General features: G+C 58.7%; 9 protein-coding genes. 2 read left to right on the top strand and 7 right to left on the bottom strand.

Annotated elements, in window-relative coordinates:
- Positions 1 to 90: 90 nt before the first annotated feature.
- Positions 91 to 924: a DUF932 domain-containing protein gene (locus tag C7402_RS16340; RefSeq protein WP_116611319.1), complete on the bottom strand. Its 834-nt coding sequence runs from the start codon at positions 922 to 924 to the stop codon at positions 91 to 93.
- 834 nt (positions 925 to 1,758) lie between these two features.
- Between C7402_RS16340 and C7402_RS16335 the strand changes: the two genes are divergently transcribed.
- Positions 1,759 to 2,457 carry a hypothetical protein gene (locus C7402_RS16335; RefSeq protein WP_116611318.1) on the top strand — a complete coding sequence of 233 codons (699 nt, stop codon included), beginning with the start codon at positions 1,759 to 1,761 and terminating at the stop codon, positions 2,455 to 2,457.
- 205 nt (positions 2,458 to 2,662) lie between these two features.
- On the opposite strand, the gene C7402_RS47410 is transcribed toward C7402_RS16335, so the two are convergent.
- The 4 genes from C7402_RS47410 to C7402_RS16320 form a co-directional block, all read right to left on the bottom strand.
- The gene (locus C7402_RS47410; protein WP_049782174.1) at positions 2,663 to 2,845 is read right to left on the bottom strand and encodes a hypothetical protein; all 183 of its coding nucleotides are present in this window, start codon (positions 2,843 to 2,845) and stop codon (positions 2,663 to 2,665) included.
- On the bottom strand, positions 2,845 to 3,210 hold the full coding sequence (locus C7402_RS47405; RefSeq protein WP_208948948.1) for a hypothetical protein: 366 nt from the start codon (positions 3,208 to 3,210) through the stop codon (positions 2,845 to 2,847). The genes C7402_RS47410 and C7402_RS47405 overlap by 1 nt, the downstream gene beginning before the upstream one ends.
- Before the next feature lie 323 nt (positions 3,211 to 3,533).
- Positions 3,534 to 4,412: a hypothetical protein gene (locus tag C7402_RS16325; protein WP_116611317.1), complete on the bottom strand. Its 879-nt coding sequence runs from the start codon at positions 4,410 to 4,412 to the stop codon at positions 3,534 to 3,536.
- 224 nt (positions 4,413 to 4,636) lie between these two features.
- Positions 4,637 to 5,518 (bottom strand): hypothetical protein, encoded by an 882-nt coding sequence (locus tag C7402_RS16320; RefSeq protein WP_133254497.1) that lies wholly within the window; start codon positions 5,516 to 5,518, stop codon positions 4,637 to 4,639.
- 724 nt (positions 5,519 to 6,242) lie between these two features.
- On the opposite strand from C7402_RS16320, the gene C7402_RS16315 reads away from it, so the two are divergent.
- A complete protein-coding gene (locus tag C7402_RS16315) occupies positions 6,243 to 7,127 on the top strand; it encodes a hypothetical protein (protein WP_011488766.1) in 885 nt (294 codons plus the stop codon).
- 364 nt (positions 7,128 to 7,491) lie between these two features.
- Here C7402_RS16315 and C7402_RS16310 read toward each other — a convergent pair whose 3' ends face one another.
- Together C7402_RS16310 and C7402_RS16305 are read right to left on the bottom strand one after the other, a co-directional pair.
- On the bottom strand, positions 7,492 to 11,013 hold the full coding sequence (locus tag C7402_RS16310) for a DEAD/DEAH box helicase (protein WP_116611315.1): 3,522 nt from the start codon (positions 11,011 to 11,013) through the stop codon (positions 7,492 to 7,494).
- Positions 10,997 to 11,773, bottom strand: a complete 777-nt coding sequence (locus C7402_RS16305; protein ID WP_011488759.1) for a Hachiman antiphage defense system protein HamA — start codon at positions 11,771 to 11,773, stop codon at positions 10,997 to 10,999. Before C7402_RS16305 ends, C7402_RS16310 begins: the two co-directional genes overlap by 17 nt.
- Positions 11,774 to 11,782 lie beyond the last annotated feature (9 nt).

Below are 11,782 nucleotides of genomic sequence, written 5' to 3'. Positions count from 1 at the left end.
CGTTTCTTCCGAACCCCGTCAGGACAGGACCCGGATAGGAGTCCTGACAGGTGAGGTTGGATTGGGGCGACGTGGCGTCGCCCCTGGCGCTTACGCCTTCATCTTGCGCATGGCGTCGGCCAGCATCCAGAGGGCGCGATTGAGTTTCACGTTCTGGTCGATGCCGGTGACAGGGCGCGTGGAGATCGCGCGACCGGTCCGCGAGCGCCCGTGCAGTCCGCCTTTGGTGAGGTTTTCCTGCACCCGGTTGAACACCGTCCAGAGATCGTCGCGGCGATCCTCGAAACGGCGTGGGGCGAGTAACTGGCTCTCGGTGACGGGGGCGGGGGCTTCCGCGTCAGTCGGGTCGTAGCGCAGCGCGAGGGCGGAACGGGCAAACGCGTGCTGTTCATCGCGGTCCAGTTCGATGCCGCGCATGCTGTCCTTCTGCTCGCGGATCAGGTCGAAGCCGTCGAGCACGTCGAACGCGCCATCGATGACGTTCCGTGCGATGTTGCCTTTGTGCGGTATGCGGATATCGCGCACGCTGTCGCCCGCGACCATGCCGTTCTGGCAGACGAAACGCAGCACGCCAGCCAGCATCTGGTAGCTGCTCGTGCCGTCGTGCGAGTTCAGGAGTACGACCTCGTTGGCTTCGTCCCCGACGATCTGGCTGGCGTGGCGAAGCCGGAGCATGTGTTTCGTGTACTCGCGCTTGCCCGGATCGCGCACGCGGCTCTGGCAGACCATGAACGGCTGGAAGCCTTCGTAGCGCAGGCCGCGCAGCACATCGATAGTGGGAATGTAGGTGTAGCGTTCGGAGCGACTTGCGTGCTTGCCGTCCGCGAAGATGGACGGCGCGACGCGACGGATCTGCTCGTCCGAGAGCGGGGAATCGGCGCGCAGCATCGGGGAGCCGTAACGGAATGAGGAAGCGAGTTGCATGGCACTCTCCACAGAAAAAAGTTGAGTTACGGGCGGTGGGATGGCCTTGCCGCTTGCGCGCGAAACCTTCCTGGTGGAACTCGGGGTTGGCTTCTGCTTTGCCTGACGCCCTGTTTCCTGCCCGTGCGACTCAAGGAGCCGGGAGCGGGACGGTGTCAAGGAATAAGGCGAGGGATGGTGCGGGCAACACGGTCCCTCGCCCCTTGATTCCGTCCCGCTCCCGGCTACGGTCGCGGGAGAGGGCAGGAAAAAGGGTGTCTGGCAGAAGATGCCAAGGTCGAGAGCGACGGGGCGAATTGCGATGCCTTGGTTATTCACAGTTTTTGGGGGCAACGCTGTGAATAACTTCCGGCGAAGGGGCGTAAGTAGTTGAGGGGTATTGGAGTTCCCGGTGCGTCTCGCGGCAAGCACGAAACGGGTCAGGACTGGGTCATTTGATGTATCTGGGTCGTACTCCTTCAGGATCTACATCGGCACTAAGAGGTAGCAGCACCTATACCGTCGGTGACTTGAGAACAAGGGGACCGGCATCGTGCGTCAGTGGCGCTTGCCGGTTTGTTGGCGCCGATGATCAACGCACGAGGTCGGCGAATGGGATGCGCGGGTATCGCGCGAGCGTCGCATGTGAGTCTTGCTGTCAAGCTGCGCGAGCCAAGATCCCACGCACTGGAATAGCGGCGAAGGGCAGCTAGGAGTATGGCGCCCGCCCAAGTTCTGGACGGCTTGAAAAAGGCATCGGCGGTACCCTGCAACACTCCGCTTTCTTTCATCCGGATTACCCGGCTGTTCGACAGCGACAAAACGTCCAGCGTCGAACAGTGACGGAGTATTCCGATGACCCAGCTCGTCCGTACGGCCGCCTACGCGGCATCCCAGCACCTTGCTCAGCAAGGGCTGGTGGTAAAAGGCTCCCACCTTTCCGAAGTAATTGCGGCTCTCCTCGGTTACGGCACGCATGCGGCGCTGACCGTCGACGAGGCCAATCTAGCACTCGACTATCACCTGGACGATGCTGAAATCCTTGTGCTCAATCGGCCGATGGGCGAGGGAAGGGCTCGTCAGGAGGGGATGGGCATGTCGAGCATGGTCGCGGCGGCGGTGGTCACGACATGTATCGAGGCATTGGTTGCCAGCGCGGCTCCCACGCCGGTCTTCGTCGGTATTGCAGATTTCTACGATGCGCACGCCCGCCAAGCGTTGGCCGAGGCCATCTATGAAGCCGACGATGTGGCGGATGTCATGGCAGGAAGCAACGCCATGTTCCCGGAGGAACCGGAATTGCCCGAAGAATGTCCACTGACCACGGACCTCTGGACTGCGGCCGCAATCTGGACGATCGAGGCCGATGGCGAGATGACCGGGGAGTATGACCCGGATGGTGATCGCATGTTCAACGGCGACACACTGCAATGCCGTGGGTGGCTGTCCTTCCTCAAGGCGGGCCGGGCGGGATTGTTGATGCTCGACAGCGGCGGAGGTGCGGCGGCCGACGATAGCTGGCGCGACGCCGGAAGTGACGACGATCAGCCCTAAGTCGGACCGGTCAACCTGACGGACGAATCGGCGTCGTCCCAGCGGTGCAACCGCCGCTCGGGATTACGCCGATTGCGCATGGCAACGTCAACCGGTGCGTGCAAGATGGTTCTTGAGCAGAAATCAGCGCATGTTGAGCGCGAAGGAACGCCAGAGGCGCGTCATCTGGTCTTCGGGAATGCCGATGGGCGGTGGGCATTTGGACTCAGGAAACGAAACACGCCTGCGAGCCATTTTCCGCTTCGACAGATACCTCGCCACTGATGCGCAGGAACGCAATCGCCGAGACCCAACCCGAACGGTCGTAGGTGACCGGATTCGGCAGTCGTGCAGCGACATCAGCGGCGACATCGACCGCTAACGTCTCCAGCGCGACGCGCGCGTTCATCAGCGACGCGTTGTAATCGGGTGGTGTCGCACCGAATGATTCGGCTGAGGCGGTGATCCTGGCGACGATGTCCTGCCGACGAGGCCGCCTGAGTTTAGCAATGGCTCAATCAGGTCGTCATTGATCGGCATCGCATCGGCAATCGATGGGGCGGTCTGAAGAAGCCGCTTGTCCCGGACGAGGTATCCATCTAGAAGCAGGCATTGCATCAGGTCGTGCAGGCGTTCGTCAAAGCGATACTTGGGATTTACGCGAGCACGCAGGTCGCCTTGAGTCGCCACGACCTCGGCTAGTACCTGCATCAGAATATTTTCATCGAGCACCTGCAGGCTGACCGATAGGTCAGCGAGCAGTGCGTCGACCATAGTGTGAGATGCTGTCCGTACTTGCTCAGCAGCACTTCGCTGACCGCCGCTCCTTGCAGGGCCAGAAATTGGGCGAGCGAAAGGCGGGTCCGTTTCCCAAGCATGCTGGTCGTTCCCCCCTGGACGATGGCCTCGGAGTAGCACAATGCTATGTGGTCATCGGTAAGGCCGCACGAATTCCACCACACACAACGCGTGAAATCGAGAAGTGTTGTGCTGGCGTTCGCCACGCTGGCGAACGGAAATCGCGACGAAGCACCCGGCGCGGCTCGTCCTTCACAAGAGCGAATAATCAGGTCGCCGGGAATCGGAGTAAACCTGGTCTAAGTGGCCTGCTCTCGGGCAGCAGCTTCCTGATTTTCCAGATAACGTCCATACGCAAACAGCATCGCCCTGGCGAAACTTATAACCTGTGTTCGCTGTTCCTTGGTCATCGGCCGCAACGGGGCAGGATGCTTGCCGTTGTGCCGACCGCCTTCGACGGCGCCATCATTGAAGATTTTGCCGAAATTGCTCCATTCGGCTTTGGTGAGATTAAGGGCTTGGCGGGCTAACTCCTCCTTGCCGAATTTCTCGGTGACTGCGTCACGCACATCGTACAGGTGGTTGATAGCATGTTCATCCGCACCAAAGGCGAGACTGAAACTTTCCCAGGCGCGGCGGAAATAATCGTCACCTAGATGCTTCACGAAGCTGGTACTGGTGATCCGCAACTCATCCTTGGCGTCTTGGAGCGCTTGTCGTGCCTGTTCCGCCTCAGCTTCTTTGGCATCGAATACAACGTTCCCATCAGCGTCCTTGACGCGTACGTTGAGAACACCGACGCCTACGTTGACATGGTAAGGGGCGATATTTCGACAGACGCCATCCTTCACGAACTCCTCGAAGTACATGCTGAACTCCATGCCACCAGACAGGTGTGTGTGTCGAACGCCTGCCAAGGCTCGAATGAGCTGCCTGAAGGTGGGCAGCTTGTCTTGCGTGAAGCGCATTAGCTGCGCTTCCTCATAGTCGCTCTCTGCGTAGAGCCAATTCCAGGTCGTATCGACGGAGGCAATCCTCCCGTCCATGTCCGGGATTGGCATAGGTATCCTGCGGATGAAGAGTCGCCAGCCGTGAACCTCAAGTCCGCTTTCAGGAATGAGTTCGTCGAAGAAATTGTTGGGATTCGGACAGGCCCTTATCTGGACGTAGCTATTCATCGCACGCTCACTGGTGTCAATCATAGTCGACTAGAGCGTGGGATCATACCAAGCGACAGTAGATTGCCGTACGGATTTGTATTCGCGATGCGTCATTGGTTGGTAGGTGAGCCGCACGATGCGTGCGAACAGGAGGGCGACGTAGTACTCGAGGCGTTCGTCTGTGCGTTCTCACCGAGCGGGCAGGGCCAGGTGCCGCATTCTCGCAAGGGGCATTGCCAGAATTATTCGAGTCTGGATCCCCCGGTAGAAGGATTCGGGTGGGTCGATTCGGCTTCGACTCGAGTTGCGCTGCGATCGAGTTCGTCGATGACGGTCTGCGCCCATTCTCGCCAAACCGCGTAGCCTTCCATCGCTTTTCCGCCGTTTCCGAGTCTGGCGTCCAGCATGTCAAGGTATGAGCGCAGTACGGCCGCCTTACCCCAGCTCTTAGCTTCCGCAACGAGCTCGGCTTTCCGCTGCCGCTCCTGTTCTGCTCTTTGCTGGGCCTCTTTGCGCTGCCGTTCTTCCTCTTGCCGCCGAAGCTCGGCGGCTTTCCAATCCAGATCACGTTGAGCCCACTCCGCTACCGCAGCCACCGAGCGCCTATATCGGAGTTCGATCACGTCAAAGATGCGCTCAAGCTGTAGCTCCAGCAATTGATCCCTGTGGTCTGCAATTCCGGTTTCACCAAGGCCCTGCTGCTCGACAAATAGAGTGAGAAGACCGGACGGCGTCAGTCTTTTTACCTGCTCAGTCTTTCTATCCCAACTGCGTATTCTTTGGCGCAAGCCGGCATCCAGTTTTTCGACTATGCGTAGCTGAACGTATGCCTGCTCGCGCGTTAGTCTGAGTCTGGAGTCTCCTTTCTCCATTCTGACTGAATATCCACTACGCTCGGCCTGCCAGCAGATGATGTTGAGCAGTGCGAGACCGCGCTCATAGCTTAGCAAAGAAAGCCGGGCTACAGATTTCCGGTGCGTTGTGGCGAGTAATTGACCAGCGTCACAAAAATATTCCCAGTTTCCGCGAGAGTCCAGATGGGCCGGAGGTCGCTTCCCCGGATGCGCTCGTTCCCAATCGTCTTTCAGCTTAAGTCGTCCCGCGTTGTCGGCGTCGTCTTTCATGCGCTTGCGTAGCCCTTCGATGGCGTCATGCCAGCGCGTGGGCGTCCGGGCTACAGCGCTCAGTGAAGCTTTTTGAGACGGGGCTTCAGGCAGCGGCTGTGGGTGTGTGGGCTGCTCAGTCGTACGTGGCCGTCGAGCCCGCTTACGCGGTATATCTGTTGGCTTTGGGCGTTCTATCCACTGCGGCAGGGGTGGTCGCTCGATCGCATATCCCATTTCTACGCGTGTCCAATGTCCCTGTTCGGGTACCGGGATTTGCAGGTCGTTGCATACGCGTCGGATATCCGATCCAGAAAGGCCGTACTTCGTTCCGAGATGCTTCATGGGAGTTGACCAGACATCTTCGTAAAGTTGCTCTCGATCAAAGGGAGCCAGGTGACCGATGTCTTGCATGATTTGTTTCCCTTTGATCGCCGAATGTGCGCTTCTGCGGAACTGTCGATTCGATATGTAGAGTGTGGTGTGAGCACGAACGGCCGTCATACGGACATGTTATTGTCGACGCCGCCTGCCATGTGCAACAGAAGACAATCTTATCAAGGGAAGCTGACTGAAGCGCCCCATGCTTCCAGCTTCGTCGGAGTTAGCTAATTCAAGTGGCTCGCGCAGCACGAAAGCCCGGCCCGCAACATATGTGAGGGGCGTCCGGATGCGCTTGCTAGAATACCGCACGGAACAATTGGCTGATTTAGCGATACCTGTACTATCCGAATAGGAATCCGCAATGTACATTCTCGATACCTCGGCAATTCAGGGAATTGCGAGGGCCAAGCTGGAGCTCGTCGCAGCTAAGGCAGATATTTCGGTCTCAACTTTTTCTGTGCTTGAACTCGGGAGCCATCTCCATGAGGAGGCCCGCTATCTACGGGCTCGGGGAAATTTTCTCAAGTGCGCAATACCCAGCATGCTCGAGGACCCGTTCGTGCTTTTGTCGCAACGGACCGGGACGCAAGCCAACCCGTCCAGGCGCGAAGATCAAATTGTCCTTGATCAGTTGCTTGAGGCGGTTCGGCAATCCAATACCTTGGCGGAACTGGATCAAAAGACTGTGACCTTTCCGGATGGTGCGGTTGCGTCCTGCAAAGGAGTCGGTGCTCGGATCGCCAGTGGGCTGGCTAACGAGGAGGCAGAGTTTGTATCTCACATTCAATCGCTGGCTACCGTCATACAGCTAGATCCAGAACTGAACGGGCAGCATACCCTGCTACCCGAAAATCTGGCTGCATGCCTGATTAGCGTAATACGTCATTTGAACCCTGGTTTCAATGGAGATATTCAATCACCAGCGTTTCTTGCGACCGTTCCCTACGCAGGCTACCTGATACATCGACTGTATAAGTACGCCAATGCTCGGCCGATCAACGAAGTAACCCTGAACGTTGACACCAACGACTGCGAAGATGCTTATATCGCGTCCTGTCTTGACATTTGTAGGGGGGACACGCTGGTCACGAACGACACTGGAACGATCGAGGCACTAAGAAATACAATTTCCGCCTTAAATACGGTATTGCAAGCACCTATCGGATCGTCTCACGTGATGTCAAATGAGGAATTCCTTAACGCCATGGGCATTGGCCCTTCAGGTCAGGCGTCTGCTGTGCCATGATGGCGAACTCATGGGGGCACGAACTGATATGGCCCGTATGGCGGAGTCGGATTTGCGGTCTGGTATATGACGGTGGCGTCCAGCGCGACAGGCTCAGCCAAGCGGTTTTCTCCAGTTTGCGCAGCAGGTGAGGGCCAGAAATTCGGGTTCCGGAATGCGGATGATTCTGCGAATGTTCGCCGCGGGTAGTCTACTCACGATGTAGCCTTCACATTCCACAGGTTCGGTGATCTGATGACCTTGATGAGCAGAAATCGGCGCGCAATACTTCGTGGCTCTGTAGTTCAAACGATAGCGTGCACATCTCACATCTCACATCTCACATCTCACAGCTGGGAAACTGTGACAAAAAAACGGACGTGCCTCAAGGTATCCATAGGTCATCAGGGCCGCGATAGCTCAGATCGAGATGGCCGTGCTCCTGCGCCACAGTGGCGCGAACGAGGCCACGGCGGTTGGGATTGAGCGGATGGTTGAGGGCGCCTCGCAGCGTTCCTTCGGCTGACAGCACGATTGGTTGTCCATTCCAATGGTAGACCGTCATGGGAGTGCCGGGCGGCGGAGGAACCCCATGCCATTGCACTTGTGCTCGATACCGGCGCTCAGCCCATGTCCGACCATCGAAAGGGGCGAAATCCCGCGTGAAATCGAGCCACAACGCTCTGGTTTCCGCGGTGGGCCAATCAGGTTGAGTGGACAAGGCTGTGACGAGCGGTGATCGCAGCCAAGCGCGGAGTTCCCAGCCAGTGGTAAATGTTGCGGCCGTGTCATTCACCGCCTTAATGGCGGAGAGCCGCGAATTGAAACCGGACTGAATCAGGATGGAGGCGGAGCGATTCATCGTTCCGGTTTCTACTGCGGGCACAGCCAGGCCGACTTCGTAGTCATTCAGCGTTAGCCCAAAGTCACCGACTACATCACCATTCGCAATCGCGCGTACCCGCACCGCTTCCATCGCCCAAGGCAGGCGATAGACGAGGCCACCTTCGATGAACTGCAGCGCGTCGCCTTCCTGTCCGGCGACGAGGTCAGCGAGCGGCTGCCCCAGGAGCCAGCACCGCAGAATGTGCCGCCAGTTATCCGGAAACGGATCAGGCGTGAAGGGATAGAAGCCGAAGACGCGCTCGGCGAGCGCTGTAATCGCCTGGATGGCCGCTTCCGCATCAGACACAAGGAGTGAGGCATTGGCCTGGACGAGTAGAAGGTTAGCTTCGGGCGCTACGGCATCAAGGGCACGCCCCGCCTCAAGGCCAAGACCAGCAAGGAAATAGCCTCGGCGAGCGGCCGGCGTGGAGCGTGCCCAAATGTAGCGGCTGCGGGTCAGGAGTGTGGTTCGAAAGGCTTGTTGGTTGGCAGCGTCCTGGCGCACGAGCCGTCTCTGCCACAGCGATGACTGGAGGGCTGCATCCAGTGCTGCTTCGATACCATCATCGGGGACGTCTATGTCGCCGATCAGGCCGAGGATGGCGGTATCGAGGGTGGGGAGATTGCGTTCCCATTCCTTCAAGGCGCGATCGCGCTTGTCGGCCCTCTCGCCGATGACCTCAGGGAAAGTCCATGCCTCAGCGTTGTTGACCACATACTCCATCAAATTCTTGAGGTCACCGCCGACGCGGGCGTGCATGCGCACAAGTAGACCCACGATGAGCTGGATAAGGCCACTTTCCATCTCGCGTGCGCCTAGGTCTTCAATTAATTCGACCCAGTCATTGTGCTTCTTGTTTCGCACATCTTCGAATATGGGAAAGAGCACCAGGCCCTCGACGTCGACATAGGCGCGTCCAGCGCGGCCTATGACGTTCTTGAATTCCGAAACCTTGATTCGCTCTCCGTTGCGGTAAAGCGAGTGCATAACGATGACCGTTGCGGAGAGATTGAGCCCTTGAGCGAGCGTTGGTGAAGAGATCGTGACCTTCAGGACACCATCACGCAGGAGTCGCTCAACTTCTTTGCGATAAGCTGTGGGCAACGCTCCGTGGTGTAGCGCGACGCCGAGCCGGAGGCATTTGAGAATGTTGCTCTCTACTCCGAGCCATTCTTCTCCAAGCGCGATAGCCGTTTGCAGGACGGCAGGGGCGTCAGTGAGCAAGGATCGCAGCGCGCCTCGTTCGTGCAGATCGACAATCGCCTCAGCGAAGGGTTCGACGCTGCGTCGTTGGGGGCAATAGATCAGAACGGTCTGACCGTCGTCGACAAGTCGCCATGCTGTAGCGATGCTCAATTCCTGTTGATCGTTCGGGAATGGGCGTGTGCGCCGCCTCTTGGGTCGAACAAAAAGCGGAGGCGCAACGCCAGTCAGGAAGCGAGGAACGAAGGGGCGCTCCTCGCCGACGCGAAGATTCAGGCGTGCGGTGGGGGAGTTCCAGATTACTTCGCCGAAGCGTAGTCGAGTAGGGCGCCAGTCGTGCTTGATTGGGCCACCGGGATGATCGCGACGCAGCCACGCGGAGAAATCCTCCAACTGGTCGCCATCGGGCAGAATGGCCGACAGGCACACAATCCGACGTTGATCGGCGTCTGGCCGGCGAAGAAGGCGCTGAATCTGAACCTCATAGCGCACTTCGCGTTCGCCAGGTCCGATCATATGGCCTTCGTCGAATACCAGCAGGCCAACATCGTCGAGAAGGGATGGATCGTTGCGCAGGGCGAAGTCAAGCTTCTCAGGCGTTGCGACGACAATGTTCCGTCCGCGTATCGCGTCCTCATCGAATCCAGAAACTCCGATACTGCCGTAGAGAGCAGAGATGGTTTTCCCGAGCGGGCAGAAAGTGCGCTGGAGGGTGCTTTCGGTCTGAGCTGACAGGGCGCGCAGCGGGGTGACAAAAATGACCCGGCGGTTCGCTGCCAGGCAGCGAAGAATGCAGAGTTCAGCGATTCGCGTTTTTCCTGCACTGGTCGCTAGTGACACGACGAGATTGTCCGTCTGGTCCACGGCGCGGGTAGCGGCGAGGATTTGGGATGGCCAGAGATCCACCTCGGCTTTGGGACGGCATCCGAGCGACGCAATGAACATTTCGCGGAGGTTCGTCCAGTCGGCTGCGGCTCCCCCGGCAGGGTGCAGTGGCACCTTCTCATGAAAACTGTTCGACCAGAGATCAGATAGAAGATGGATCGCGACGCGATGTGACCACCACTGCGGTAGGAGATTAAGCTCCGCACATATGCCCAGGTTCTCCCGGAGTATGCCAATAGCACGCTCGACGAGTTGTCGCTCACCGCGCTCCAGCGCGAGCAGGAACTGAGCAAGCGCGCCGAAGAAGATGTCTGTTAGGGCGAGATCGAGACCTTCGAACAGGAAGTCGTGACCATCGCGCTGAAGGTCGCCAGCGACATTTTCTTGTCCAAGGCGTTCCTGAAAAAGGCCAGCGATCCGAGCATCGGAACCTTGACCATCGAGACGAAAGGCGTAGACATGAGCCCGGAGGGTAGCGATATCTCGCCGCATGAGTAGTGCGAGAGCTCGTTCGACCGGCGAGAAATTCTCGTCTGCAGCGACGATGGCGAGCAACGAATACGCGCGTGCCGACAGGTGGGCGAGATGGTAGCTGGCGGCCGCCATGACGAAGTGAAAGTCTCGATCCACTTCTCGGCGGTTGCCTTTCGCCATGACGGCCTCGAGGGCGGTCGCCGCCTGTTCAAAAGCTAGACGGGCCTGACCCGGATCGCCGCCCATCTCCAGGAGGCGCAGGCCGAGGTTGAGGAGGGCATAGCCGTAGCTGTGAAGGTCGAAGCTGAGCTGGGGCGAAAAGGCCGGCGCGTCAGCTGGCAGGATGCCATCCCGCCAGATCATTGCACGCGCCTGGCCGCGTGCGATCAATCGACCGCGGAACCCAGCGGCCGCGGCTTCGGTGATGGCTTGTCCGATTGCGTCAGGGGTGGTTGCCATTGGCGATCACTTGTGTGTAGACCGCACCGATAAAAGCGGCGTGTCCATCGACGTGGAGGCCAACGCCCCATTGGGTGATTGGACCGGGATACGCCTGCAGCGACTGCTCCAACAGCGCCTGTGGTGCGTTACCGGAGAAAGTGAACAACAGATGACGTACGTTATCGACGGGAATTCCATGTCGGAGGAGCGCGTCGTCGATTGCGTCCGCTAACGGAAGATCCGCGAGGTCGAGCAGTCTCGCAGAAATGAAAGAGAGGGCGTGAGCGGACGGAAGACCGCCATCCTTGTCAAGTCCGGCCCGCGCCTCTGTAAGGGTCTGTGCGCGCAGATTATTCCGGCTTTTGGCCTCGGTTTTCAAGAAGCGTAGACGTTGGGTCTCGGGATCGAGGATCATGCCGATAACGTCGTCACCGCGCATCGCCATTTCACGATGATCTTTCCAGCGAAGCCGCTTTACCGGAGCGCGATAGCCGCTTTGGGAGTTGATCCATTCCGTCGCATAGATTTCGCCAAGATCGCCGGACCTGATTTGTGGTGTTTGGGGCAACAGGTCAGTCACCATCCTCGCAGCTTCGACCTTCCCCAGGCGCGCCAGTGCGCGGGACACGCGCTCTTCCGCCGCGTAGTGACCAGGCACGGTGGACGCGGTCAACTGGATACCAGTGGGAACATCTGCCGGCCTGCTGGTAATGACCCGGACATAGTGATTCCCAATGGGAGTGTCGGCAGAATCGCACCAATCGTTGAACTGAACCATGTTTGCCGC

It is taken from the genome of Paraburkholderia unamae (genome assembly GCF_003096875.1).
In the GTDB taxonomy this organism is placed as follows: Bacteria; Pseudomonadota; Gammaproteobacteria; order Burkholderiales; family Burkholderiaceae; genus Paraburkholderia; species Paraburkholderia unamae.
The sequence above is the reverse complement of the archived record's forward strand: the minus strand, read 5'-3'. Positions and strand labels throughout refer to the sequence as shown.

Excerpts from the sequence above, each read along its gene's own strand:
- C7402_RS16320 (WP_133254497.1), bottom strand. The coding sequence starts at position 5,518 with ATGAAAGACGACGCCGACAACGCGGGACGACTTAAGCTGAAAGACGAT.
- C7402_RS47405 (WP_208948948.1), bottom strand. The coding sequence starts at position 3,210 with ATGGTCGACGCACTGCTCGCTGACCTATCGGTCAGCCTGCAGGTGCTC.
- C7402_RS16310 (WP_116611315.1), bottom strand. The coding sequence starts at position 11,013 with ATGGCAACCACCCCTGACGCAATCGGACAAGCCATCACCGAAGCCGCG.
- C7402_RS16340 (WP_116611319.1), bottom strand. The coding sequence starts at position 924 with ATGCAACTCGCTTCCTCATTCCGTTACGGCTCCCCGATGCTGCGCGCC.
- C7402_RS16315 (WP_011488766.1), top strand. The coding sequence starts at position 6,243 with ATGTACATTCTCGATACCTCGGCAATTCAGGGAATTGCGAGGGCCAAG.
- C7402_RS16335 (WP_116611318.1), top strand. The coding sequence starts at position 1,759 with ATGACCCAGCTCGTCCGTACGGCCGCCTACGCGGCATCCCAGCACCTT.
- C7402_RS16325 (WP_116611317.1), bottom strand. The coding sequence starts at position 4,412 with ATGAATAGCTACGTCCAGATAAGGGCCTGTCCGAATCCCAACAATTTC.
- C7402_RS16305 (WP_011488759.1), bottom strand. The coding sequence starts at position 11,773 with ATGGTTCAGTTCAACGATTGGTGCGATTCTGCCGACACTCCCATTGGG.
- C7402_RS47410 (WP_049782174.1), bottom strand. The coding sequence starts at position 2,845 with ATGAACGCGCGCGTCGCGCTGGAGACGTTAGCGGTCGATGTCGCCGCT.